The 24,269-nt window shown below is 38.5% G+C and carries 25 protein-coding genes and 3 tRNA genes; 24 read left to right on the top strand and 4 right to left on the bottom strand.

Features of this window, described 5'->3' with window-relative positions; genetic code table 11:
• The first annotated feature begins 178 nt into the window (after positions 1–178).
• Together BCG07_RS03175 and BCG07_RS03170 are read left to right on the top strand one after the other, a co-directional pair.
• Positions 179–1,816 carry a type 1 glutamine amidotransferase family protein gene (locus tag BCG07_RS03175; RefSeq protein ID WP_286888609.1) on the top strand — a complete coding sequence of 546 codons (1,638 nt, stop codon included), beginning with the start codon at positions 179–181 and terminating at the stop codon, positions 1,814–1,816.
• Positions 1,817–1,920: 104 nt separating this feature from the next.
• A complete protein-coding gene (locus tag BCG07_RS03170; protein ID WP_006794483.1) occupies positions 1,921–2,169 on the top strand; it encodes a hypothetical protein in 249 nt (82 codons plus the stop codon).
• A 147-nt stretch (positions 2,170–2,316) separates the two neighbouring features.
• Here BCG07_RS03170 and BCG07_RS03165 read toward each other — a convergent pair whose 3' ends face one another.
• Positions 2,317–2,901, bottom strand: coding sequence for a hypothetical protein (locus BCG07_RS03165; RefSeq protein ID WP_039037915.1), 585 nt, complete (start codon positions 2,899–2,901; stop codon positions 2,317–2,319).
• Positions 2,902–3,555: 654 nt separating this feature from the next.
• Here BCG07_RS03165 and BCG07_RS03160 point away from each other — a divergent pair.
• The 9 genes from BCG07_RS03160 (at position 3,556) to bamE (ending at position 10,265) form a co-directional block, all read left to right on the top strand.
• On the top strand, positions 3,556–4,953 hold the full coding sequence (locus BCG07_RS03160) for a site-specific integrase (RefSeq protein WP_286888606.1): 1,398 nt from the start codon (positions 3,556–3,558) through the stop codon (positions 4,951–4,953).
• Complete coding sequence (locus BCG07_RS03155; protein ID WP_286888605.1) at positions 4,934–5,815, top strand: hypothetical protein; 882 nt, start codon at positions 4,934–4,936, stop codon at positions 5,813–5,815. The genes BCG07_RS03160 and BCG07_RS03155 overlap by 20 nt, the downstream gene beginning before the upstream one ends.
• 76 nt (positions 5,816–5,891) lie before the next feature.
• Positions 5,892–6,080, top strand: a complete 189-nt coding sequence (locus tag BCG07_RS03150; protein ID WP_286888603.1) for a helix-turn-helix transcriptional regulator — start codon at positions 5,892–5,894, stop codon at positions 6,078–6,080.
• Positions 6,081–6,082: 2 nt separating this feature from the next.
• Positions 6,083–6,523, top strand: a complete 441-nt coding sequence (locus BCG07_RS03145; protein ID WP_286888601.1) for a hypothetical protein — start codon at positions 6,083–6,085, stop codon at positions 6,521–6,523.
• 163 nt (positions 6,524–6,686) lie between these two features.
• A complete protein-coding gene (locus BCG07_RS03140) occupies positions 6,687–6,839 on the top strand; it encodes a hypothetical protein (protein WP_175611404.1) in 153 nt (50 codons plus the stop codon).
• Entirely contained in the window at positions 6,832–7,857 is a 1,026-nt protein-coding gene (locus BCG07_RS03135) for a hypothetical protein (RefSeq protein ID WP_286888599.1), read from the top strand. Before BCG07_RS03140 ends, BCG07_RS03135 begins: the two co-directional genes overlap by 8 nt.
• Positions 7,854–9,182, top strand: coding sequence for a VapE domain-containing protein (locus BCG07_RS03130; protein WP_286888598.1), 1,329 nt, complete (start codon positions 7,854–7,856; stop codon positions 9,180–9,182). Before BCG07_RS03135 ends, BCG07_RS03130 begins: the two co-directional genes overlap by 4 nt.
• 383 nt (positions 9,183–9,565) lie before the next feature.
• The gene (locus BCG07_RS03125) at positions 9,566–9,847 is read left to right on the top strand and encodes a GIY-YIG nuclease family protein (protein WP_286888596.1); all 282 of its coding nucleotides are present in this window, start codon (positions 9,566–9,568) and stop codon (positions 9,845–9,847) included.
• A gap of 58 nt (positions 9,848–9,905) precedes the next feature.
• Entirely contained in the window at positions 9,906–10,265 is a 360-nt protein-coding gene (bamE, locus tag BCG07_RS03120; protein WP_243530999.1) for an outer membrane protein assembly factor BamE domain-containing protein, read from the top strand.
• Positions 10,266–10,319: 54 nt separating this feature from the next.
• On the opposite strand, the gene BCG07_RS03115 is transcribed toward bamE, so the two are convergent.
• From BCG07_RS03115 to BCG07_RS03105, 3 genes are all read right to left on the bottom strand, one after another.
• Entirely contained in the window at positions 10,320–11,243 is a 924-nt protein-coding gene (locus tag BCG07_RS03115) for a YbjQ family protein (protein WP_243530997.1), read from the bottom strand.
• Between the two features lie 602 nt (positions 11,244–11,845).
• A tRNA-Pro gene (locus BCG07_RS03110) sits at positions 11,846–11,922 on the bottom strand.
• 110 nt (positions 11,923–12,032) lie between these two features.
• On the bottom strand, positions 12,033–12,656 hold the full coding sequence (locus BCG07_RS03105) for an arylesterase (RefSeq protein WP_286888594.1): 624 nt from the start codon (positions 12,654–12,656) through the stop codon (positions 12,033–12,035).
• Here BCG07_RS03105 and BCG07_RS03100 point away from each other — a divergent pair, their 5' ends adjacent.
• From BCG07_RS03100 to BCG07_RS03040, 13 genes are all read left to right on the top strand, one after another.
• Entirely contained in the window at positions 12,657–13,370 is a 714-nt protein-coding gene (locus BCG07_RS03100) for an ABC transporter ATP-binding protein (protein ID WP_006794480.1), read from the top strand.
• Complete coding sequence (locus BCG07_RS03095; RefSeq protein ID WP_286888592.1) at positions 13,360–15,861, top strand: ABC transporter permease; 2,502 nt, start codon at positions 13,360–13,362, stop codon at positions 15,859–15,861. Before BCG07_RS03100 ends, BCG07_RS03095 begins: the two co-directional genes overlap by 11 nt.
• A 129-nt stretch (positions 15,862–15,990) precedes the next feature.
• On the top strand, positions 15,991–16,515 hold the full coding sequence (gene ruvC / locus BCG07_RS03090; RefSeq protein ID WP_008131991.1) for a crossover junction endodeoxyribonuclease RuvC: 525 nt from the start codon (positions 15,991–15,993) through the stop codon (positions 16,513–16,515).
• Between the two features lie 2 nt (positions 16,516–16,517).
• Complete coding sequence (gene ruvA, locus BCG07_RS03085) at positions 16,518–17,135, top strand: Holliday junction branch migration protein RuvA (protein WP_006794477.1); 618 nt, start codon at positions 16,518–16,520, stop codon at positions 17,133–17,135.
• Between the two features lie 7 nt (positions 17,136–17,142).
• Positions 17,143–18,150, top strand: coding sequence for a Holliday junction branch migration DNA helicase RuvB (gene ruvB / locus BCG07_RS03080; protein WP_039037913.1), 1,008 nt, complete (start codon positions 17,143–17,145; stop codon positions 18,148–18,150).
• Positions 18,151–19,124: 974 nt separating this feature from the next.
• Positions 19,125–19,829: a protein TolQ gene (gene tolQ / locus BCG07_RS03075; RefSeq protein ID WP_006794475.1), complete on the top strand. Its 705-nt coding sequence runs from the start codon at positions 19,125–19,127 to the stop codon at positions 19,827–19,829.
• Positions 19,816–20,244, top strand: a complete 429-nt coding sequence (gene tolR / locus BCG07_RS03070; RefSeq protein WP_006794474.1) for a protein TolR — start codon at positions 19,816–19,818, stop codon at positions 20,242–20,244. Before tolQ ends, tolR begins: the two co-directional genes overlap by 14 nt.
• A gap of 4 nt (positions 20,245–20,248) precedes the next feature.
• A complete protein-coding gene (gene tolA, locus BCG07_RS03065; protein ID WP_243530990.1) occupies positions 20,249–21,175 on the top strand; it encodes a cell envelope integrity protein TolA in 927 nt (308 codons plus the stop codon).
• A gap of 9 nt (positions 21,176–21,184) precedes the next feature.
• Entirely contained in the window at positions 21,185–22,543 is a 1,359-nt protein-coding gene (gene tolB / locus BCG07_RS03060; protein ID WP_243530988.1) for a Tol-Pal system beta propeller repeat protein TolB, read from the top strand.
• A 34-nt stretch (positions 22,544–22,577) separates the two neighbouring features.
• Positions 22,578–23,120 carry a peptidoglycan-associated lipoprotein Pal gene (gene pal / locus BCG07_RS03055; RefSeq protein WP_243530986.1) on the top strand — a complete coding sequence of 181 codons (543 nt, stop codon included), beginning with the start codon at positions 22,578–22,580 and terminating at the stop codon, positions 23,118–23,120.
• Between the two features lie 13 nt (positions 23,121–23,133).
• Complete coding sequence (gene ybgF, locus BCG07_RS03050; RefSeq protein WP_008131976.1) at positions 23,134–23,883, top strand: tol-pal system protein YbgF; 750 nt, start codon at positions 23,134–23,136, stop codon at positions 23,881–23,883.
• A gap of 171 nt (positions 23,884–24,054) precedes the next feature.
• Positions 24,055–24,130 (top strand) — tRNA-Lys (locus BCG07_RS03045).
• Positions 24,131–24,189: 59 nt separating this feature from the next.
• Positions 24,190–24,265 (top strand) — tRNA-Lys (locus BCG07_RS03040).
• Positions 24,266–24,269 lie beyond the last annotated feature (4 nt).

Genomic DNA, 24,269 nt, shown 5'->3' with positions numbered 1-24,269 from the left:
AGGCTGCAACTTAATGCGATGTATCGATATAATTGAGTTACTTCTTAAAAAACTAATCCAAAGCTGTAATAAATAAAATTGAATTAAATACACCGTTAGTTATGTTAACGAGGTATTTAGCCCAAGCCACTAAACTGATAAGCTTGCAGCGCATTTTGCCACTTTTAAGACTATTACTATGAGCAATCAAATTTTATTTAATAAATACATGCTATTAACAGCGATTTTTACACTAATAAGTACTGTATTTTCGGTTGATTTAGCCGCGCAACAACAAAGCCAAACATTAGTTTTATTAGGATCAGAGCCACGCATGTGCTCTGAGAGTTCGTGTACTAGGAGTGAGAAGGTTGAAAATTTAACCCAAAAATTATACTCACCTACTATTAATAAAATAAAGCTCATAGCAAAAAACTGGCCAACCAGTAGCCTTTCTAATAAAGATGCGACACTAGATGTGCTAAAGCAATTACAAAAGAATGAACCTAAGCATGTGTCAAAGCAAAATTTACTGTGGCAGTGGCGTGACGTAGATAATTTGCAATTAGAAAGCTTATCGGTGCACGAATACAATTATGTGCTTGATATGCTCGAAGTGTCAGAAAGTAAGAATGATAAAAAAATGAATAGCAAAGCAATTAATACTTCACGCTATGAAAATAATGATATTTTACAATTTATTACTGGTAGCCTAAAAGTAAATAGCGCTAAACCGACCATGCTTGTTATTACTGCAGCGCGTCGTGATCCATACGCGTATGCTGAAGCGGCAACATCTCTTTTAGCAGAATCACAAATAAGTACCAAGTGGCTTGCATTAACGCCTGCACTTGCAAAGGCAATAACCACGGGTCGTTGCGATCAACTGCCTTCACTAAGAAACAGCGCTATGCAAGTGTATAACCGAGAGTCAATTTATCCTTCGCAAACTCAAACCGAATACGGCTTGTGTAAAAGTGGAGTAGTTGCATTAACCACATTAATAAAAAACAGTACCGGCGTTATGTTTCATAGTGGCGATACTGCGTTATTGCATAGCGTTTTATTTAATGATGAAAACGAGCCTTACCCATGGACAAATTCACTTATAACAAGCCCGGTTATTGTGGGAATAGGTGAGGGGAGCGCCATACAAGGTAATAGCTTAATTACAAATAAAAACGTAACAAGTACAAATGTACTAAAAGGGGAAACCCTGACCACTAAAAAGGGCTTAGCAACGTTTAATTATGGTGTGTTAAGTACGCACTTTAGTGAGCAAAACCAAACTTTTAAATTGGCCATGATGATTGACACTTTTAGCAACGGTAAAGCTACATCACAGTATGGTTTTGGTGTAGACGAGAATACCGCCTTGGTTGTCATAAAATCGCCAGAAGGTAATTTAATGACGGTCGTAGGTGAAAATGGTGTGGTCCATTTAACTCCCGAGGCAACAAACATTGCTGTGCATCCCCCTGAGCAAAAGACAAATTCAAAACCTCAAAAATACCGCTATTCTTATTGGCCCTCTGGCAGTGTAATTGATGTGAGCAATAACTCATTTACTTTGAGCGAGCGCACATTGGGGAAAACGTTGCCAGCAATTAAAATACCGCCTTTACCAGTTCAGCGTTTTGGGAGCATATTGACGGATGCTAAATTACGCTCTTTGACACAAGCTATGTGCCTTGCTCAAGAGCAAAGTGCGGTTGCTCAGCAAGATGAATTTTTAATTAGCCTGAATACAAATGCTGATACACGCTATGACCGCATAAACACCAAACCATTTGGTTGTGCTGTGAGTAATTTATCGCTGGTGGTCGAGTCGTTCTAAGTTTAAGGCGTAAATATTTGGATTTTAAGTACCAGCTCGATAAAATAACCAGCATTACGAATAACCACTTTGCATAAAGCAGAGAAATTAGAAAGAGTTTTAAAATGAATAATGAAAGTGATGTAATCGATAACTTAGCTGATTTAGAGGCTTTTTTACTGGAAGTTGAAAGCGGCGGTTATGGGTTAAAAGGAGTATCTGGCGTTGGTATGGCCACTAAAAACTCAGACGGCACCCGTTTTATTGCCGTATTTGATGATAAACAGCAGCTATTATTGGCCCGCGGTATCACCGAAGATGTATATACTAATGGGCAAGATATGGTTCGTAACGGTGTAAAGCCCAAACACTAGTTACATATAAATCAATAAGCGCTGTTTAGCGCTTTTTTTTTTGCAAAGTTTAAAATGAGTTAAAACATCAAGCAAGGCTAAGAAATATAAAAGGTAAAAAACCGATTTAGGCTAAATAAATGAAGGCTTTACTGCATAACTCGCACATTAACGTATTTCGTTTACTAATTGACCATTTTCATATAATGCCGAATATTGGCGTTTATGCTCTTCAAATAGGTAGGTTCTTAACTGCTCTTTTCCGGTAATTATACGTGTAATTTTTGCAGCCATTCCTGATTTATTTTGCCTAATAGGCTCTATATCAATTGAAATACACTCTTCGTTTGGTAATGTAAACTGCACGTTTTTCATATTACCCAGTCGGCTGTTATCTTTTAGAGGTTTTAAAAATATCCCTGTGCTAGATATAGACTCAATATAAAAACCTTCGCTTTTTATATTGAGTTGGCTCCAACGCCAACTGCGTTGCGTGCCTTTAGTATCAATAACTTCAGGCGCACTGAGTGTTGGGTTAATAACCCCAGAGGGATCTATTTTTAAATCAAGCGGAAACCACAATTGATAGTGCGCAACTTTTGCTAATAGCGTTAAGCTTGCATTGCTTAATAGGTGCGCAATGCCTGCGGGTACACTACTTTGTAAAGTAAGCTTATGATTTGGTTTTACTTCCTGATCTTCTGGCTTAAATAAGTCAGAGATAAAGTTTAATTCTTCAGCTGAAAAGTCCATGTTCAACACCGTAAAAATAAAACCCTATCATATGTTAATTAAATAAAATGCTCAATAAGTGTGCAGGCTTGTTTGTTTTCTTTACTATACTGAAAGGCTTTGTTGGGATTTTTTGTAAATTAAACGTGTATCGTTAGCCGCGCTTGTTATATTTCATCCAGATTATGCTTAAGCGAATAACAATATACTTAAAGTATATTTAGCGCCTTCATGTGCTTTTAAAAACTAAAAAGGTTTTTGTTACTTTGTTGTTTTATTAAGTTAATAATCAGCACCTGGTGAAATGTCGACACGTAAGGATGGTTTTAAGATATTGCTGCATACTAAGTAAGGACCAATTGATAGGAACTGTTTTTTTAGGCGCAATTTGTAGTCATTTAACCGCTGATTTAAGTAATCTCTAAGTAAATTTATTTTTCAGGTTAATACTTTTTTGAAGGTTAATTATAGAAACAGGAGAGGTGTTAAATGGTCGGTATGGAGAGATTCGAACTCTCGACCCCTGCCACCCCATGACAGTTTTAGGTCTTGGTGTATAAGGTGGACTATAATTAACTCATTGTTTTTAATTAATTTAAGTTTTCAGGTGATTTCAGCATATTTCTAAAAATTAAGTTATACTGGCTACATATTGGCTACACACTCGGTTTAAACATGGCAGACTTAACTTCAATTACTCAAGCTAAATTATCGGTATTTAAAAAAGAAGCAGACCCAAGGCAGCAGCTAGGGTGCGATAAAATATCAGGTTTCTTTTATATTAAATTGTCTAGTGGTGGCGCATGGCGATTACGTTACACGGATTTACTCGGCAAACGAAGAACAGCCACAATTGCCGACGCGAATGTTAAGCCAAGCCAAGCCGCAGCAGAGGCTATTTCATGGAAAGCCAAATTAAGAGAGGGAATTGATCCGCTTTCGTATAAAGAGGCACTAGCGCAGCAACAACGAGAGGCCGAACAGCTAAAAGCGGCAAACGTTTACTTAACTGTAGGGGCGTTTTATGAATCTATTTATACTCCACACAAATTAGATAATTACAGGTATGGCGCTGGTACACTAAAGGTAATTAAACATAATTTTGAACACTTGTTTAACCGCGATATGGATAAACTAAACAGCGCTGACATTCTACAGTGGTACAACAAGCGCAAAGGTAAAGGTATTAAGCGTTCAACTCTAGTAAGAGATTTTGGCGCATTTAAAGCGATGCTTAACTTTGCTACCCAACCTTTAAAAGGGGTTAATGAGCCAATTCTCAAGGTTAACCCAATTAAAAGCTTTACCCTGCCAGCACTCACTATTAAAGAGCAGGACGAACTCGAAGCGCATAACGAAAAGTTAAGCCACCAGCGCGATATATTCAGTAATGAAGTTAAACAGAAAATAAGCACAGGCTTACAGCTTTACTCAGATAACCTTAAAAAGAAAAGACGTTCAAGTATTGCACATGGTAAAAGTCACCTAGTTAATTTAGATAACTTAACTTATCCGCACTGGTTTATTCCCTTTTGCCATATTGCACGTTTAACGGGTATGCGCCCATCTGATATATACGCTTTAAAATGGGAAAACTTACTGTTTAATCAATTCAACGACCAAACCACATTGATTTTCACACCCAGTAAAACTAAAAAAGCAGAGAATAGCCGAAAAATTAAATTCCCTGTCACGGGCGAGTTAAAGCACGTATTTGATAGTTGGGCTGCACAACAAGCACAGGTTAAAAAAGGCCTAATATTTAAATCAGAACGCACAAATAAAAGTTTAGAGCGCAAAGCTCACTTAAGGCACTGGAAACAAGTTAAAGCACTAGGAGGTGTGCCCGAAGGCTTAGATTTTTATTCCTTTAGGCATAACTTTATATCTGGGCTGGTGGCGCGAGGTGTGCCAGTTTTAACTATTGCGGGCTTGGTCGGTCATAAAGATGGCTCGATGATAGCAACTAATTATTTGAGGCATGATGAAAGTAACTTAGCGAAAGCTTTAACTTTACTTGAAAACAATTGGTCAACCCCAGAAGGATATGGGAATGCAAAAAAAAGCAATTGAGATTAATAGAACTAATACCTTTACAGCAATAGATTTACTCAAAGAGATAAATATCAATTTGGAAAAGATGACATTAGTTGATAAAAAAGTTGAGTATCAATCATATATGACTGGTCATAAAAGAAAACCAGATAAATATGAAGGTGTGGTAAAGAGGCATAAGCAACATTTAAAAAGGTTCGAGGTAACGAGTTATGTAGATACTGTAGATTCATTTGAGTATAACTGGTTACAAGTAGCTGCTGAATTCGAGTCGGTTTTACTATTATCAGATTTACCTGTAATTATTCGTCAACCATATATTGATAATGCAAAGTATAAAGGGTCTGTACCTGATGAGGAGTGGACTCATTTTATACACAGTGGTGAGCATAATATTTATATGGATTTGATTACATGCTTAGCAAACGAATTCCCTAATAATCACACCGCATACACTGCGGCGGAAGGGTTGAAGGAGTTAGAGCATGCTCTAGAGTGCCATAAAAACGGGCATTTTTCTGGTGCGTGTATAAATATTATGAGAGCTGCTATTCATTTGAAGAATTTAGAGCGACAAAAGTACGAAGCTTATGAGCACTCAGGTAGAGCACAACAAGATTCAGGCCGTTCTGCTAACAATGAAAAAAGAAAGTCTAGATATCATAAATTTTTTTTAGATTTACAGAAAATAACAACAGAGGTTAGAAAAGAACACCCCTCTAAATCTAATTCAAGTTGTCATGAAATCATTGCTCAAAGAGCAAATAAATTATTTAAAGGTGATTTAGAGGAGCTCAATCTCGACCCGTTTACAGCTGAAAAAGTAAAAGATTGGATACGGGGTAAAAATTTTACATTGGAAAGCAAGATAAGAAAGTAGGGGAAACAGGCCTCTTTTCCCTTTTTACAAATTTTATGATTTACCACAGATTCATTACAACATGAGGTAAATCGAAATGACCATAAACAACGATTCAAATTTACGTTTACAACAAGCCGCTGATTATTTGGGCATAAGTAAAGTTACACTCTATAGATTAGGTGAAAATGATAAAACCTTCCCAAAAAAAATCCGTTTAAGTAGTCGCTGCTGCTTGTATCGTAAGGCTGATCTTGACCAATGGCTTGCTGGTAAGGAGGTTTGATCATGAGCATTGATAAACAATCTACAAGCAAGACTATCAAATTAAAAGCATGCTGTATCAATGAAGTTAATTGTTTGCAGCTTGGCCTACCTACTCCTAAGCGTTACGAGAAGCAGATTGACTATGTTTTGCGGCTTATGCTGCTCGGTTATTCAATTAATACTCGTACAGCGCGGTACATAGATATTTATAATTTACACAGTGTTTTGCATACACTTAAAAGGCGCGGGATTTCTTTTAATATTGACCACATAAAAGCATATTGCCCACGTGCAGAGGCGGTTTTAAGTAACTTAGTAGATAAAGCTTATATGCACAGCGAACAAGTTAGTTTGTATAAAGAAAAAGCCACTACAGCGACAACTGTAACGGCCTCTAATTTAAATACTGGTGGGCGTAGTTTGGCGACTAACCACCAGCAAAATGAGGAGTCATGCAAATGAAACCTTTATTTAACTACAAACAATTAATGCTTGCGGTTGATAAGTTACTCAACTTAGAGGTTAGTGTAAAGCTTAGTGAGATTTTAATTCTAATATTATATTTAATTTTTCAGATAGTAGTATTAGTGGCGTTATCTTCCACTTTGATTAAATCGGGGGCTTTATGATTGAGCATAAAAAAGCCCTCGGCAAAGGGCTAATAATTGAGGTATTTAACGCTCTCTATTATATCAAAAGTGTTAAACATTTACTGGACAACAAACGCAATAAAAAGTTTTTAGATTTAACTTTAAATAGAGGGCTTAAACATGCTTAATTTTTTACACGGTAAAAGCCACAATGTAACTGCTGATTTTACTTATATAAATTGGCATGAGTTAAAGCTAAATGTTACAAGTCCTCAAAGCTTAGGCGCATTAACACCTAAAGAGGCTAAAGCTAAATCAGCCGTTATAGCGGCCACCGATGCGCCTAATAAAACAAAAGAGTCAATACTCTTACATGATAGCTTTACATTGCTAAGGCTTGATTTAGACGATACTGATCTAGAGTTAGCGACTATTGCCGATATGCTAGAAAGTATGTGTATAGAGTCATACATAATTCATACAACAGTAAGCCACCAGCAACAGGCCACAACAAACCGTTATAGAGTTTACATAGAGCTAGCCGCTTCTATTACCTATAAGGTATGGACAGCTATGGAAAGCTATTTGAGTTATATTTTTAACGCTGATGATTGCGCTAAGCGTCCACAGCAAATTATGTATTTACCTGTACGTTTCAAAGGTGATAGCTACCAATTTAAAATTGCAGAAGGTAGGGCGCTTGATGTTGAAAGCTCTCAGCTTTACAAAGACGCACAGCAATTTGAAGCAGAGCAAAGCAAACAGCTAGAACAGGCTATTAGTCTGCCTGTAAAGCCAACTTATCAAACTCAGTTAATAGGTAAGCAGGTTTCTATTATAGATGCTGTAAACAGTGCTTATTCATGGCATGAGTTGCTTATTCAATACGGCTACAAAGCACAAGGTAAGGCTTATTTGCCGCCAGAATCCACCAGCAAACAAGCAGGGGCTTATATATTAACGAGTCATACCGATGGTAAAGAGCGTTATTATTCGCACCATGAAAATGACCCATGCGCTAATGGCTTGTGTATAGATAAGTTTGATTTTATGGTGATACGTTCCTATCAAGGCGATTATAAACGAGCGTTAAAGCTGGTGGCTGAAACTTACTTTTCTGAGTTGCACAAACACAACTTAAAAGAGTACAAAATTTATAAGCAAAACCAACGCACCCAAACGTTATTTATGGGGGCTAAATTATGAGTATAAATATACCAGCCCCGCACAAAAGCTACGAAATAGAGTTACCTCAAAATACGGTACTAGATAGGCCACGCTTTACTGATTTAAAAGAGGACAGTAAAGGCAATGTAAGAGTATTAAATACTAATCAAAACCTTGCTGATTTAGCTAACTTTTGTAGCCTAGACTTTAGGCTTAACATGATGACGTTTAATAATGAGGTGTGTGATATGTTTGGCAACTTAATAGCTGATTCTTACGACAGTATTAATAGTAAGCTTATATCTGCTGCAAACATTTATGGTTTACCTGAAAAGGCAATTAACACACATTTAGTCGCGCTATGTGAGCAAACTAAATACCACCCCATAAAACTATACTTAGATGGTGAACAGTGGGACGGTAAAGAGCGCGTTAGTGCGGTTATTAGCTGTTTAAATGCCAAGCATGAAGCGTTAGCCGATACCATATTAAAGCACTGGCTGGTGGGCTGTGTGGCTTCTCTTTATGAGAACAACTTTAACAGTAAACTTGTACCAGTATTACAAGGTGATCAATCTTTCAGAAAAACAGCGTTTGTGTCTCGTTTTGCAGAGATTATTCCACATGCTTTTTTAGAAGGAGCAGCATTAAACCCCGATGATAAAGACAGTGTTTTATCGTGTATTCGCTCATTTATTGTTGAGTTAGGCGAACTTGAACGCACTAGTAAAAACTCACAAGGGAGCTTAAAAGCGTTTATTACTAATAAGGTTGATACGGTTCGCCCACCTTATGCAAGGCTCGATATTAAAAAACCAAGGCAAACACATTTTATTGCTACGGTTAACGGTAGCGAGTTTTTAAAGGATGAAACAGGCTCAAGCCGTTTTGCTGTTATTGAAATGGAACAAGCCGCTAACATGGATACACTAAATCAGCTGTTAGGGTGGCACTATGACGGTACAGGCTCATTAAAACAGGTTGATGAGTCACAACTTAAACAGTTTTGGCTTGAGGTTAAGCAGCTTTATTTAGATGGTTATGGCTGGATGCTAAAAGACGAAAATTTGCAGCAAATAGCCAAGCTTAATGACAGCTACCAAGATAAGGGCTTTGCGTATAGTTACATATACGACAATTACATAGCACCAGCCAGTAAGATAGATTTTGCAAACGAAATTGATAGGCCACAATGTATAAATGGCTGGTTTGCAGCTGGCGAGTTAATTTATGAAGATAAAAAACTTAACTCTTATACAAGCGGTGTTGTAGGCAAGGCCTTGAGGCAGTTAAGCCGTGAAGGTTATCTACAAGCTAAAAAAGCAGGGGGGAATCAAACACGATACAAGCTAAGTAGTTCATAGCCGCTGCTTATATCAACTGTTAGGTTAGTTGAGTAAAGTTAAGCTCTTAAAATTTACCTAACCCTGCTAAAGCCCTTTATTGAGAAGGGCTTTACTTATTTGTGTTAAGTAGTTAAGTAACTTTCTATAAATAATTTAAATAGCGGATTAAAAATAGGATGCTCTATAATCGGAATAAGGACTACCGAGTATAGAAAAGGCTAATATTATAAAGTTGGCGATTTTACTTAATACCTAACTAAAAAGTTTTTTATTTATTAAAAATCAATGTGTTAGAGTTGGTTAAGAGGCTGTTTATCTCCCATGCTTTTTTAGTCATTACTTAACATGCCTAAACTGCTAATGTTTAAAGTGAATTTTTTATAAGGGATTGATTAAAGGCTATGACAAAAAAAGTAATTTATAAAATAACTTATCCGAATGGCAAAATTTACATCGGGAAAGACCTTACTAACACATTTACCTATTTTGGAAGCGTAAACGCTGAACTGGTGGCAGCAGACTTTTCCCCAGATCAGCGTAAAAGCATTACGATAACAAAAGATATTATTTTTGAATCAATAGATACAAAAGAAATTAATAAGCGAGAGGTGGAGCTAATTAGAGAATACCAGTCAAACAACCCTGAGATTGGATATAACAGGTGGCCTAAATTTTTCTCATAGATACAGCATACGATAAAGTGTATGCTTTATTTTTATAATAATTTAATAGGGAAAAACTATGAAATATGGATTTTTAATATTATGTGCTTTATTTCTTACTGCTTGCGCTACTGCTAATTACACAACAGGCAGCGACTTTAAAACGGATAAAGTTGACCAAATAGAAAAAGGAGTTACAACTAAAGAGCAAGTTGCAGATTGGTTTGGTGAACCGTATTCAAAAACTGTTATTAATGGTAATCAAGTGAAGTGGCTTTATTTTTATTCTCAGGGAACATCGAAAGCTCAATCTTATGTTTTTACCATGAAAGTTCAAACCGAAGGCACTCAAAAAACATTAGATATATTGTTTGATAATGGCATTGTTTCAAACTATACATACACTAATGGAGCAGCGCCTCAGATGAGTATTAACTAATTTTAAAAGCGGCGTTTTTATATTTTATTAACGCCGCTATCAGCTAACTAGTAATTAAATTAAATCCTCAACTATTACCGCAGTGCCAGAAGCAACAATAAATAACATACCAGACTTCCCACCACCTGACATTTCACTGTAATCTAAATCAATACCAATTACCGCGTTAGCACCTAATGAAAAGGCCTCTTTTCTCAACTCCGCCAAGGCTGTTTTTCGGGCATCTCTGAGCGTGTTTTGTATACTGTTACTTCTGCCGCCAAAGGTGTCAGTGAGGTTAGTCAAAATATCTTTGAATATATTCATGCCATAAGCACACTCGGCCGTTATAACGTCCAGTCTTTTTATTACTTTTAAATTCGATGCTGTTTCAGTGGTAAGAATAATTTCATTAGGAGAGCGAATAATTTTATAGTTATTTGCAGAGATGTTATTTTTTCTTTTTTTTATTTCGCTTGAGGTATTTTCGTCTTTCACTTTTTCATTTAAAGCTGAAAGTTTTTTCTTCAGGTGTATATCTTTTGTCATTTCTATTTTATGAGCTGTTTCTTTGGAAACACTAGTTAAATATTTACCATAGAACAGGACATCATAAGAGGAGTCAGATTCAACAGTCCTCAATCCAGCTATTCCGTAATCTTTTGACTTGAAGCTAAATACAGAAGTAGATAGCCCGATTTTATTGTTGTTTATATCTAATAGGTTATCACTACTATTATTGCTTATTGTTTCACTCTCTTTGATTCCATGCTTTTTATATATACCTGACTGGCTATATAGAGTGATCAAATCACAAAGGAACGTATTGTTATAAAATACAGATGCGACACCTTTGTAACCATCTTTTTTTAATGAAAAACTAAGTTTACTAATTTCATAAGTTATATTGGTAAAATTATTTGTCAGACCGTTGTCGTTTAAAGTCCATTCGGGTTTTGTGTTTGAAGATTTTGATTGCTGATTGTCTGATAAAAACATGTCCGTCCTTAGTAGTTGTAGTTTTATTAGAGTTACAAAAGAATGCGTCAAACTCAAGGTATTTAGACCTACTTATGCAAAGTAATGTTTATCACTTTTTGAATATTGGCTTGTCTGCCTGTGACTTAACTAAAAAGGGTATAATAAGAACTCATACTGGGGGATATATGAATACAACACATAAAATTAATAACGATAAGCTAATTTTTAAAACGCTAGTGGAGTTGATTAGCCAATCCAGTCGATACAAAAATCCCAGTTACCGTGTTTTAGTTAATTACCTCAATAATAAGGGTGTTAAGACTAGCTGGGGTAATACTTGGACTCGCAAAAGTTTATTTAGGTATCTACAAAGAAACGGCTTTTCGGGTGTGTGGGGGCTACGTAATAGTTTAGAGCAATACACCAAACTAGCTAAGTTTATTTAGGGTATTTTCAGACACCTTAAGAGAGAGATTCGCAACCAGTACGCGCGAACGATTAAAGAGATAAATTTTTAGTTCCCGACTATAAAAAGCAAAAGAGTGGCTACACATTGGCTACACGGAGCTGTTTAGGCTTTAAACAAAGATTTATAAATAGAGGTAAGGTATTGATTTAATTGGTCGGTATGGAGAGATTCGAACTCTCGACCCCTGCCACCCCATGACAGTGCGCTACCAGGCTGCGCTACATACCGACGTTGAGTGCAATAGTACGTGTATTTTTTTAAAAATCAATAAGCGATTGTTTGTTTGGGTGTTTATTAGGCAAGTGAGCTAAAAAGCCAACTTAAGCTAGGTTATTTTTTTAGTCTTTATTCAACCAAGTTTTGATCGAGTCGTACATCTCATCACGTATCAACGGCTGTGCTTTTTTGTTAGGGTGTAACCCATCGTTTTGCATTAGCTCTGGTTTATCAGCGATATTGAGCATAAAAAAGTTTAATAAGTGCGTATTAGTTTCTTCGCTAATTTGGCTAAAGCTATCAGTAAACATTTTGCTGTAGCGAGGGCCGTAGTTAGGTGGAATGTAAATTTCCATTAACGCGGTCATTGCATTAGCTGCTTGGCTTTTTTGTATCAGCGCGGTCAAATTAGCTTGCATTTTTTTTACCGGAAAGCCGCGAAGACCGTCATTTGCACCAAGCTCTATAAGCACGTGTGTTGGCTGGTATTGGGTAAGTAATGCATCTAAACGGCGCAGTGCACCGCCAGACGTTTCGCCACTAATGCTGGCGTTTACAAGTGCAATGTCGGCTTGCTCGTCATTGTACTTATCTTGTAACAATTTTACCCAGCCTTGCTCTTGTTGTAGGCCATAGGCTGCGCTTAAACTGTCACCAAGTATTAAAATCGTGTTGTCGGCTGCTGCACTCAGCGGTTTGATAACTAAAAATAAAATGAATACTAAACGAAGGATTGAATGAGTCATATGTCAGCGCTTTCTCAATTAAATATAATTCAAGTTAATGGTTTGTCTAAAATAGTAACTACCTTTGAAGGTGAGTTGCCCATCCTCAGCGACATCAGCTTTAATGTCAAGCACGGTGAGTCTGTTGCTATTGTTGGCACGTCGGGATCAGGTAAGTCTACTTTGTTGAGTTTATTAGCAGGCTTGGATACAGCGACTAATGGCGAAATATTTTTAGACGGTGAGCCGCTTCATGATTTAGACGAAGAAGCGCGTGCAGCACTTCGTGCCGCTAAAATTGGTTTTGTTTTTCAGTCTTTCATGTTGGTGCAAAGCTTAACCGCTCTCGAAAACGTAATGTTGCCTGCAGAATTAGCGGGAAAAAGTGATGCTAAGGAGCAGGCACTTGCTTTGCTTAAAAAAGTAGGCCTAAGCCACCGAACAGATCATTACCCATCTCAGCTCTCGGGTGGTGAGCAGCAGCGTGTTGCTATTGCCCGCGCTTTTATTGGCACACCCAAAATTTTATTTGCCGATGAGCCTTCAGCTAACTTAGATAGTAAGAACGGTAAAATGATTGAGTCGCTGCTGTTCGACTTAAATTCTCAACATGGTACAACGCTAATTTTAGTGACGCACGATGAAGGACTCGCTCAAAAATGTGAGCATATTATTCAGATAGAAGCAGGCTTACTTGTAAAAAGTGAAGCAGAGGACGTTGCAAATGTGGGCTAAATTAGCGCTTAAATTATTTGCGCGAGAATTTCGAAGAGGTGAGCTAACGGTAATTAGTGCAGCTATTGCTTTAGCGGTATTAACTGTACTTACCTTGTCTATGGTGACAGATCGAATAGCACAAAGCATTGCACAAAAAAGCAGTGCGTTTATTGCTGCCGACCGAGTATTGGCTAGCAGCCATGCCATTGACACCGCTTTTATTGAGCAAGCTAAAAGTCAAAATTTACAAACCGCGCAAATGGTGTACTTCGACACCATGTTGTTTGCTAATGATGAAATGCAATTTAGCTCGGTGAAAGCAGCGTCAGACGCATACCCGTTAAAAGGGCAGCTAAAAGTAAAAAACACATTACTGGGTGAAACGGTTATTGCAAACGGCGGCCCAAACCCAGGTAATGTATGGCTCAGTGAGTCAGTTTTTTACTCGCTAAACATTGATATTGGCTCGCAAGTTGAGCTAGGTGCTGCGTTATTTAATGTTGAAAAAGTGATCGTTGAGGAGCCTGATGCGCCATTCAATGTATTTTCAAGTAGCCGTCGTGTATTAATAAATATTGCAGATGTACCAAAAACAGAGGTTGTTCAGCCTGGGAGCCGTGTTTTTTACCGTCAGCTCTATGCAGGTAGTGAAGACGACATAAACAGCTTTTATGACTGGCTAAAACCACAAATGAAAGAAAACCAACAATGGTACGGTGTTAAAGATCGTCAATCACCAATTTCAAACAGTTTAAACCGAGCAGAGAGTTTTTTATTGTTAGCGGGTTTACTAGGTATTATTTTGGCTGCAGTAGCGATTGCTGTATCAGCCAAACGATACTGCGAGCGCCAATATGACCCTGTTGCGATGATGAAAACATTGGGCGGCAGTCGCTCAATGATCCGCAAAATTTACATGCTTCACTTATTGCTTGTATGTGCAATGGCTGTGAGTATAGGTTTATTGATTGGTTACGGCTTGCAAGAAATAGCCACCGGTTACCTTTCAAAAAGTATGGGAAGCGAATTGCCCATGGGTGGATTTAAGCCTTGGCTTGTAGCAATTAGTACGGGTGTAATTTGCGCCGTTATGTTTTCTATTAAACCGTTATTTGATTTGTTCGATATTCCGCCGCTTAGGGTACTGCGTCGTAATTTAGGTGACAAACTAGCGGTGAGCCGCGTGCACTTGGGTATGAGTGCATTGACCGTGTTTTTGTTAATGTGGTTATTTAGTAACAATATAAAAATAACGCTAATATTATTTATAACCACACTAACTTTAATTGGCGTGTTGTTTTTAATATCTAAACTTATATTTGGCGGTGGCCGAAAACTGGGTTTAAAACCAGGTAATAGTTGGTCATTGGCTATTGCGTCGATTCAAAAGCGTGCCAATGTAAATGCAGTTCAACTTATTAGTTTTTCGCTCGCCATTAAACTGCTTCTGTTTTTAGTTGTGCTTAAAAATGACATGATTGCTGATTGGCAGTCGCAATTACCAAGCGATGCGCCCAATGCATTTTTAGTTAATATTACGCAAAACGACCTTGAACCAATCAATAACTACCTTGCTGAGAAAGACATTTTAGTGTCTGACTTCTACCCAACGATTCGAGGGCGTGTTAACGCGGTAAATGGTGAGTTGGTTGCACGTGAAGTATCTCTTCAAGACAATGAGAAAAAAGATGAAGAAGCGCGTTCGGGTATTGGCCGTGAGCTAAACTTAACGTGGCTTAAAGATGTACCGGCTCAAAACGAGATAATTCAAGGCGAATGGTTTGGTGAAAACGCAGTGGCCGAGGCATCAGTTGAAGAGTCGATGTTAGAGCGCCTTGATGTTGAAATTGGCGACACACTTACCTTTTTAATTGGCGCGCAGTCGTTCGATGCTAAAATTACCAGCGTTCGTACAGTTAACTGGGCAACGCTTAAACCCAACTTCTTTATCATACTCAGCCCAGATGTACTTAAAGACTTTCCGGCGACTTATATTTCGTCGGTTAGGATAGAACCTGAGCAAAAGCGCGACTTTAGCCAACTGTTGCGCACCTATCCAACCATTACTGCAATCGATGTAGACAACTTTGTAAAGCAAATACAAACCACAATATCGCAAGTCTCACTCGCCATTGGTTTTGTACTTGCCATTGTTGTTTTGTGCGGTGCATTAGTACTCATTTCGCAAGTGCAAGCGAGCTTAGGTGAACGCATGCAAGAAATTGTAATTTTAAGAACATTAGGTGCTAAAAGCCGTTTAATTAAAAATGCGACCTTGTACGAGTTTTTATTATTGGGTGGGTTAGCCGGTTTAGTTGCTGCATTTTTTAGCGACTTAGCGCTTTTGATTGTGCAGCAACAAATGTTTGAACTTACGGGCAAGCTTCATCCACATATATGGATTATAGGCCCGCTTGCTGGTGGTTTATTTGTAGCCGGGTTGGGTTATTTAATGATTGCCCGTACCCTTAAACAAAACACCCAAGGGTTAGTTCGCGCTTTAGGGTAAACTAACTATTATTGCGTTTAAAATGCTCGCTATTTAAGCGAGCATTTTTGTTTTTGCTTGGTACTGGTATTTTATACAGTGCTCTGGCATTATTAGCCTAATTTACAATAAAAACAACGAGAATGTGATTTGGCCATTATTTTAGGGATCGACCCAGGATCGCGTTTGACTGGTTACGGTGTAGTTGCTCACCAAGGTGCTAAATTTACTTATTTAGGCAGTGGTTGTATAAAATTAGCCGATCATCCTTTTCCGGTACGCCTTAAAATGATTTACCAGGGCATCACTCAACTTGTTGAGCAGTTTTCGCCTGAAACGTTTGCTATAGAAAAAGTATTTATGGCTCATAATCCCGATTCTGCATTAAAACTTGGCCAAGCGCGTGGTGCTGCCATTGTGGGTGCTGCAATGGCTGATTTGCCAGTGTTTGAGTATTCGGCAAGGCAAATTAAACAAGCTGTAGTAGGCAACGGTGGTGCAGACAAAAGCCAAGTCCAGCATATGGTAAAAAATATTCTAAAATTACCAGGTACGCCTCAAGCCGATGCAGCAGATGCATTAGCAATAGCAATTTGCCATGCTCATTCAGAACAAAATTTAATTAAACTAGCGGGCAGCGCAAGCAAAACCGTTAGAGGACGCTTAAGGAAATAACAATGATAGGCCGCTTAAATGGTATTTTAGTTGAAAAACAACCCCCCGAAATTTTACTTGAAGTAAGCGGCGTGGGTTATGAAGTACAAATGCCAATGACCTGTTTTTACGACTTACCAAAAGTGGGTGAAAACACGATTGTTTATACTCATTTTGTAGTGCGTGAAGATGCGCAGTTACTGTTTGGTTTTAATAATAAAACAGAGCGCGCATTATTTAGAGAGCTTTTAAAAGCTAATGGGGTAGGGCCAAAACTCGGGCTCGCTATTTTATCGGGAATGTCGGCGCAACAGTTTGTTAGCTGTGTAAATAATGAAGATGCTACATCGCTGGTTAAATTACCGGGTGTGGGTAAAAAAACAGCTGAACGTTTAGTGCTTGAGATGAAAGACCGTCTAAAAGATTGGGGTAATGATTTATTTACACCATTTAGCGATAGCGCAGTGATAGAGCCTCACAGCGATGCATTAGTGGCTAATAATGCAGCGGATGATGCCGTTTCTGCACTTGTTGCATTAGGGTATAAATTGCCACAGGCACAAAAAGCAGTAAAATCGGTGAGTAAACCGGATATGTCTACTGAGGTTCTTATAAAAGAATCTTTAAAATCGATGTTGTGAGTAACCCATGATTGAAGCGGATCGCTTAATTGACGCGACTGAAAAAACAAATGAAGACTCGATTGACCGAGCAATTAGGCCAAAACTGTTGGCTGATTACCGAGGTCAACCGCATGTTAAGCAGCAAATGGAAATATTTATTGAAGCTGCACGCAGCCGCGATGAAGCGCTTGATCATTTATTAATATTTGGTCCGCCAGGTTTAGGAAAAACCACGCTGGCGAATATTGTAGCAAACGAATTAAACGTAAATATTAAAACCACCTCAGGACCTGTACTTGAAAAAGCAGGCGATTTAGCGGCACTTCTTACAAACCTTGAAGAAGGTGATGTACTGTTTATCGACGAGATCCACAGGTTAAGTCCACAGGTTGAAGAAATACTTTACCCTGCAATGGAAGACTATCAGCTTGACATAATGATAGGTGAAGGCCCTGCTGCACGTTCTATCAAACTGGATTTGCCGCCATTTACGTTAATAGGCGCTACAACGCGTGCAGGTTCACTCACATCGCCACTACGTGACCGTTTTGGCATAGTGCAGCGTTTGGAGTTTTATTCAGTAGAGGATTTATCGCATATAGTGGGCCGCTCAGCTCATTATCTTGATTTAGAAATGTGTGACGATGGGGCTAGTGAAATAGCTAAACGGTCACGGGGTACGCCGCGTATTGCTAATCGTTTATTGCGCCGTGTGCGAGATTATACTCAGGTTAAATCTGACGGCACTGTAAATGCAGACGTTGCCCAGCAAGCACTCGACATGATTGATGTAGATAAAAGCGGTTTTGATTATATGGATCGTAAATACTTACTAGCCATCATTGAGAAATTTATGGGTGGTCCCGTAGGGCTCGATAATTTAGCCGCTGCCATTGGTGAAGAGCGTGAAACAATAGAAGATGTTATTGAACCGTTTTTAATTCAACAAGGGTTTATTCAGCGCACACCGCGCGGACGTATTGTGTCTGACAATGCGTACCATCATTTTGGCTTGTTACCTAAAAAAGACTAATTTTAAACACCTTTCCTAAACCCTTGCTAAAAATAACCGTTAGCAAGGGCACGTCCGTTTATAACGTATTTTATCTACTAAAAGTCATTTGCTTTACCATTAACTAGCCTGAATTCTGGTTAACCAACAATTCACAGGGCGTTAAGGCGTATGTCGCTATTGTGCCTTTCATAAAATTCAACTTAGTCAGTGCTGACTATGGCTGGCTAGGTTTAGTTCTAAATTTCTGCCTCAATAAACAATATTAAATGAATCTGTATATTTTGGTCTAGGCTAAATTTCAGATAAAAAAAAGCCCGCAAATAATGCGGGCTAACAACAAGTTAAAGGAAGTAATCTGGGGGAACCATGTTTTACACTGTTAGGTTTTATCCAAATAGAGTAAAACAATGTAATACGACTTAAAATCATATTACTAAGAACAGGACATAATGAAACAGTTTCATTTAATGCGCTAGCTCGGTATGGAAGAATAATACGGAATATCTAAAAATTGTTCAAACTAGAAAATTTGTTTTTTCGGATTAAAAAAACTAATGTTTTTAGTTTTTTTGTAGTTTGTAATTTGTTTGTTAAATAATCATATATTTTATAAGTTAATGAAAAATATTGCTTAAGTATATTTTTATATGATTGTTCGGTATTAGTTTTAGTATTCTGGCAGGTAACGTTAACGTGGTTTTGCGTGTTTATGCATTGATTTTGAATAAATGCCGTGTTTTATGATGTTTATTTATATAATTACGCAGCTAAACCTGAGTTTTTACTTTGTTTGAATAAATATTTATATAACTAGGCATAAAAAATAAACAACATAGCCGATTTTTAACGTTTTTTGTTGGCTATTCATAGCAATATCGTTGTTAGTTTGAAATGGACTCGATACACTAGTTGCAACTAAATGACCTTAGTTGCGGTCATAATTGCACAAATCATTACAATTGACGTATTTTGATACTATTTAGGAGTTTAATGTGGGATCAGGGCTTAATTTTTTGGATCTAATTTTAGAAGCCAGTTTGCTTGTACAATTAGTAATGTTAGGGCTAGTTGCCATGTCGGTTATGTCGTGGGCTATTATTTTTCAACGTAAAAAAGCAATCTCTGATGCGCTTTCGAATGCTAAAAAGTTTGAGCAAAAGTTTTGGTCAGGTATTGATTTAAGTAAACTTTATAACGAAATTTCATCTCGTAGTGCTCAATCTCATGGTATTGAGGCGTTATTTACAGCAGGCTTTAAAGAATTTGCGCGTCATAAAAAAAATACATTTCAAGGCGCAAGTATAGTAATGGAAGGTACGCATCGTTCAATGCGTGTAGCGTTGTCACGTGAAATCGAAAAAATTGAAAAAAGCCTATCGTTCTTGGCAACGGTCGGTTCTATAAGTCCTTACATCGGTTTATTTGGCACTGTGTGGGGTATTATGAATGCCTTTATTGCATTGGGTGAAGTAAAACAAGCCACATTACAAATGGTTGCTCCGGGCATAGCTGAGGCTCTAATTGCTACGGCAATGGGCTTATTTGCTGCAATTCCTGCTGTAATTGCTTATAACCGTTTTTCAAACAGTGTTGAAAAGCTTGAATCTCACTACATCAACTTTATGGAAGAGTTTGCTAATATTTTACACCGTCAAGCAGCTACACAAATAGAGGCACAAGCGAATGTATCATCGTAAAAAACGCCGCCCAGTAGCAGAAATTAATGTAGTACCTTATATCGATGTAATGTTGGTGCTGCTTATTATTTTCATGGCGACTGCACCACTAATTACTCACGGTGTAAAAGTAGATTTACCAAAAATGGAAGAATCTGATTTAGTTGATACAAAAGATACACCACCAATCATTGCGTCTATTGATGCTGAGGGTAAATATTACGTCAGTGTAGGTACTGATCCAGAGGAACCAATGGAAGCACTCGATGTAGCCGCTGTGATTAAATTGCAGTTAATGAAAAATCCAGATGTACCTGTAATGATTAAAGGTTCTGGTAAAGTTTCTTATCAAGAAGTGTTATTGCTAATGGATTTTTTGAAAAACGCAGGTGTGCCGTCAGTGGGATTGATGACCGAATCCTTTGAGGGGAATTAACTGGATGAGTAGTGCATTAGTAAAATCGGTGGTATTGCATTTAGGTTTGGGCGGATTGTTGTACGCGTCAGCTAACATTCATGCACCAACCCCTAAAGTAATGGAAGTGACGTTAAACACGGCTATACCTGAACCCGACAATGCTGTTTCTGCGGTAACGGTTGACCAAAAAATGGTTGAGCAAAAAATTGCTGAGCTACAAAAAAAAGAAAAAGATAAAAAGCGTGCTGAAGATAAGCGGATACGTGATTTAGAACGCAGGGCTGCTGATGCTCGCAAACAACGTGAATCTGAGGCTCGAAACATCAAAAAGCTTGAGCGTGAACGCAAAGCTAAAGAGAAAGAAAAGGCACAAGCTGAAGCTCAAGCAAAAAGGGCGCGTGAGATAGAGCAAAAAGAGCGTGCTAAAGCTAAGCAAGCAGAAAAGCAAAAGCAAGAGGCCGAAAAGGCAGCAAAAGCCGCGGCAGATAAACGTAAGCTTGAAGAAGAAGCGCTAAAAAAAGCAGAAGCTGAACGTATTAAGCGTGAGCAAGAAGCTAAAGAGCGTGCAGCCGAAGCTGAACGTAAGCGTCAACAAGCATTACAAGAACAAATATTACAAGAACAACTTGCTAAAGAGCAGGCTGCTCGTAGTAAAATACGCCAGCAACAAGTTGCGAGTGAAGTTGACAAATACCGTGCTTTGATTATGGCGCGCATCCAACAAAACTTGTTAATTGATGAAAAAATGAAAAACCAACAATGTCGAGTGAATATCCGTCTTGGCTTTAATGGTTTAGTTACGCAAGTTAAGTCTTTAGGTGGTGATAAGCTAGTGTGTGAGGCCGCGCTCAGAGCGGTTCGTATGGCCGACACATTACCTGTGTCTAAAGACAGAGACGTGTTTGACCAGCTAAAAAATATTAACTTAACAATCAAGCCAGAATTTTAAAGGAATGATATGTTCAATAAACTAAGAGTAGCCTGTGTAGTATTGCTACTAGGGTTTCAAGGCATTGCAAATGCTGCACTTGAAATTGTAATTACCGAAGGTGTTGATGGCGCAAGGCCTATTGCTATTGTGCCATTTAAATACACCGGAATAGGTCCGATCCCACAAAAACTAAGTGATGTGATTGCAGCTGATTTAGTCCGAAGTGGTAAGTTTAAGCCGGTTGATGTTGCACAAATGCCACAACAACCAAGCGAGGACCAAGCAATTGATTATGCCTCATGGGTTAATCAAGGGATTGAGGCCGTTTTAGTTGGTCAAGTTGAACAGCAAACCGATGGCCGATACTTAGTCCGTTATGAATTAGTGGATGTAATTCGTGGTCAAATTACGGGTGGTAACACCCAAATGATGTCTAATGGGCAATTAGTAAAAAGCCAAGACCACATTTTAGAAGCCAGAGAAAGCGTTATTTCCGAAAGTGGGTTTCGCCGCTATTCACACCGTATTAGTGATGTGATTTATGAAAAACTAACAGGCGAAAAAGGTGCATTTTTAACTAAAATTGCCTATGTGATTGTGCGTGACGAAGACGATAAGCCGTATCAACTCGTTGTTGCCGATTACGATGGATTCAACGAACAAGTACTTTTGCGCTCTAAAGAGCCGTTAATGTCACCCGCGTGGTCACCAGATGGTACCAAGCTTGCTTATGTAACGTTTGAAAATCGTCAAAGCCAAATATATATCCAAGACTTATATACAGGTAAGCGAGAAGTGGTAGCCAGCTATCGTGGGATTAATGGTGCTCCGCAGTTTTCACCTGATGGTAAAGAGCTTCTATTGGTCCTTTCAAAAGATAAAACAGGTGCAACGGAAATTTATTTACTAAACCTGGCAACGCGTGAAGAAACACGCCTAACAAACCACCGTAGCATAGATACTGAACCATCTTGGTACCCAAATGGTCAAGATATAGTGTTTACCTCGGAAAGGGGTGGTAATGCTCAGATTTATAAGTTAAATTTAAAAACTGGCAGATCAAAGCGCCTAACGTTTGATGGCGATATGAATCTTGCAGGGTCAGTTACGCCTGACAGTAAAGAATTAGTGATGGTTAATCGTACGAACGGTAAGTACCATCTTGCTAAAAAAGAGCTAGCTTCTGGCGCGTTTCAAGTATTAACGCGAACTCGCTTAGATGAATCACCGAGTATAGCGCCAAATGGCTCGATGATAATATACAGCACGCTCCATAATAACAAACAGGTACTGGCGTTAGTATCGATGGACGGCCGCTTCAAAGCACGATTACCTGTGCTAGACGGACAAGTAAAGGCGCCAGCTTGGTCGCCATATTTACAGTAATGTTACTGGTTTACTCAAAATAGGAATCTACTCAATGCAACTTAATAAAATACTTAAAGGCCTGCTAATTGCTGTGCCAGTAATGACATTAGCAGCTTGTAGCTCGTCTTCAGATATCGACGAAGGTGCTGCAAACCAATCTAATCAACCTGCTGTTGAGCAAACAACTAGCAACGATACAGTTGAAGTAGCAACAATTTCGCCTGAAGAACGTGCTGAAGAACAACTTCGTCAAAAATACGAAGCACTTCGTCAAAAGCAAGTAATCTACTTTGATTTTGATAAAGCGACAATTGAAAGCAAATATGCTGATTTACTTCGCGCACATGCTGACTTTTTAGTAAAAAACCCATCGGTTAAAGTATTAATTGAAGGCCATGCAGATGAGCGTGGCACGCCAGAGTACAATATTGCACTAGGTGAAAACCGTGGTCAGTCAGTTGAAAAATACCTGCTAAGCTTAGGTGTATCAGCTAGCCAAATGTCAGTAGTGAGCTACGGTGAAGAAAAACCAATGGTTAAGTCTCGCACTGAATCAGCTTTCGCTAAAAACCGCCGTGCGGTATTAGTTTACTAAGATAAGAGATATTATGAAGCCGAAAATTATTTTGGCAGCAATGATATTGAGCGGGAGCACCCAGTTATGGGCTGCTCCCGCTCCTGTTTCAGAAGCTGCGAGTTCACAGTCAAGTATTGAGAAGCGCTTAGCGTCGTTAGAAAGTATGATGCAATCGCGTAATTTCTTGCAAGCCGAGTTACAACAGCAACTTAATTTACTTCAAGATGAAGTAAGTCAAATTCGTGGTGTGACGGAAGAGCAAAGCTATAAACTAGAAAAAGTACTTCAGCGTCAGCGTGAGCTTTATCAAGAGATTGAAAACCGTGTTAGTCAAGCGTATTCACAGCCTGCAGCAGTGCCTGCAACCGACTATGCACAGCCTAATGACTCACAAGCATATAGCAGTGATTTATCCGAGAATGAGGCTTACGAGCGTGCTGTTGCACTTATAATGAAAGATAAACGCTACGACCAGGCTATTCCAGAGTTTCAAACGTTCTTAAAAACATATCCAGAATCTGTGTATGCGTCAAACGCACACTATTGGTTAGGTCAATTATTAACAATTAAAAACGATGGAGTTAAAGCGGTTGATCACTTTAGAGTGGTTGTAAACGAATATCCAAATTCAAATAAACGCCCAGACGCCATGTTAAAATTAGGCACGCTTTTAAAAGAGCAAGGACTGACAGACGAATCGTTAAAAATACTTAACGAACTTGTTACGCAGTACCCAAGTACAACGGCTGCAAAATTAGCCACAGATCGCCTGTCTAATTAATTGAATCAGCTTGATTAGACTGCTTTTTGTCATAAGCGGTCTAAAATTGGTCAACTAGGCATAAAAACTTAAAAAAAGAGACAATTTCGGTTGCACTCATTTTATAAATAAGTATTATAAGCGCCCGCAGCAAACGAATGGTTACCCCACTCAAAATGTTGCAAAAAGAGCGGGTCATTAGCTCAGTTGGTAGAGCAGTTGACTTTTAATCAATTGGTCGATGGTTCGAATCCATCATGACCCACCATTTTAAAATGGTCTTTTATCGGCGGATTTACGTAGTATTCAAAGTTGTAAAATTAGAGCGGGTCATTAGCTCAGTTGGTAGAGCAGTTGACTTTTAATCAATTGGTCGATGGTTCGAATCCATCATGACCCACCATTTT

Source organism: Pseudoalteromonas sp. ESRF-bin5, from assembly GCF_002632075.1.
Classification (GTDB): Bacteria; Pseudomonadota; Gammaproteobacteria; order Enterobacterales; family Alteromonadaceae; genus Pseudoalteromonas; species Pseudoalteromonas marina.
Note: the sequence above shows the minus strand (reverse complement) of the source record. Positions and strands in the feature narration are given on the sequence as shown.

Coding starts and splice junctions, on each gene's coding strand:
- BCG07_RS03175 (WP_286888609.1), top strand. CDS start 179: ATGAGCAATCAAATTTTATTTAATAAATACATGCTATTAACAGCGATT.
- BCG07_RS03170 (WP_006794483.1), top strand. CDS start 1,921: ATGAATAATGAAAGTGATGTAATCGATAACTTAGCTGATTTAGAGGCT.
- BCG07_RS03165 (WP_039037915.1), bottom strand. CDS start 2,901: ATGGACTTTTCAGCTGAAGAATTAAACTTTATCTCTGACTTATTTAAG.
- BCG07_RS03160 (WP_286888606.1), top strand. CDS start 3,556: ATGGCAGACTTAACTTCAATTACTCAAGCTAAATTATCGGTATTTAAA.
- BCG07_RS03155 (WP_286888605.1), top strand. CDS start 4,934: ATGCAAAAAAAAGCAATTGAGATTAATAGAACTAATACCTTTACAGCA.
- BCG07_RS03150 (WP_286888603.1), top strand. CDS start 5,892: ATGACCATAAACAACGATTCAAATTTACGTTTACAACAAGCCGCTGAT.
- BCG07_RS03145 (WP_286888601.1), top strand. CDS start 6,083: ATGAGCATTGATAAACAATCTACAAGCAAGACTATCAAATTAAAAGCA.
- BCG07_RS03140 (WP_175611404.1), top strand. CDS start 6,687: ATGATTGAGCATAAAAAAGCCCTCGGCAAAGGGCTAATAATTGAGGTA.
- BCG07_RS03135 (WP_286888599.1), top strand. CDS start 6,832: ATGCTTAATTTTTTACACGGTAAAAGCCACAATGTAACTGCTGATTTT.
- BCG07_RS03130 (WP_286888598.1), top strand. CDS start 7,854: ATGAGTATAAATATACCAGCCCCGCACAAAAGCTACGAAATAGAGTTA.
- BCG07_RS03125 (WP_286888596.1), top strand. CDS start 9,566: ATGACAAAAAAAGTAATTTATAAAATAACTTATCCGAATGGCAAAATT.
- bamE (WP_243530999.1), top strand. CDS start 9,906: ATGAAATATGGATTTTTAATATTATGTGCTTTATTTCTTACTGCTTGC.
- BCG07_RS03115 (WP_243530997.1), bottom strand. CDS start 11,243: ATGTTTTTATCAGACAATCAGCAATCAAAATCTTCAAACACAAAACCC.
- BCG07_RS03105 (WP_286888594.1), bottom strand. CDS start 12,656: ATGACTCATTCAATCCTTCGTTTAGTATTCATTTTATTTTTAGTTATC.
- BCG07_RS03100 (WP_006794480.1), top strand. CDS start 12,657: ATGTCAGCGCTTTCTCAATTAAATATAATTCAAGTTAATGGTTTGTCT.
- BCG07_RS03095 (WP_286888592.1), top strand. CDS start 13,360: ATGTGGGCTAAATTAGCGCTTAAATTATTTGCGCGAGAATTTCGAAGA.
- ruvA (WP_006794477.1), top strand. CDS start 16,518: ATGATAGGCCGCTTAAATGGTATTTTAGTTGAAAAACAACCCCCCGAA.
- ruvB (WP_039037913.1), top strand. CDS start 17,143: ATGATTGAAGCGGATCGCTTAATTGACGCGACTGAAAAAACAAATGAA.
- tolR (WP_006794474.1), top strand. CDS start 19,816: ATGTATCATCGTAAAAAACGCCGCCCAGTAGCAGAAATTAATGTAGTA.
- tolA (WP_243530990.1), top strand. CDS start 20,249: ATGAGTAGTGCATTAGTAAAATCGGTGGTATTGCATTTAGGTTTGGGC.
- tolB (WP_243530988.1), top strand. CDS start 21,185: ATGTTCAATAAACTAAGAGTAGCCTGTGTAGTATTGCTACTAGGGTTT.
- pal (WP_243530986.1), top strand. CDS start 22,578: ATGCAACTTAATAAAATACTTAAAGGCCTGCTAATTGCTGTGCCAGTA.
- ybgF (WP_008131976.1), top strand. CDS start 23,134: ATGAAGCCGAAAATTATTTTGGCAGCAATGATATTGAGCGGGAGCACC.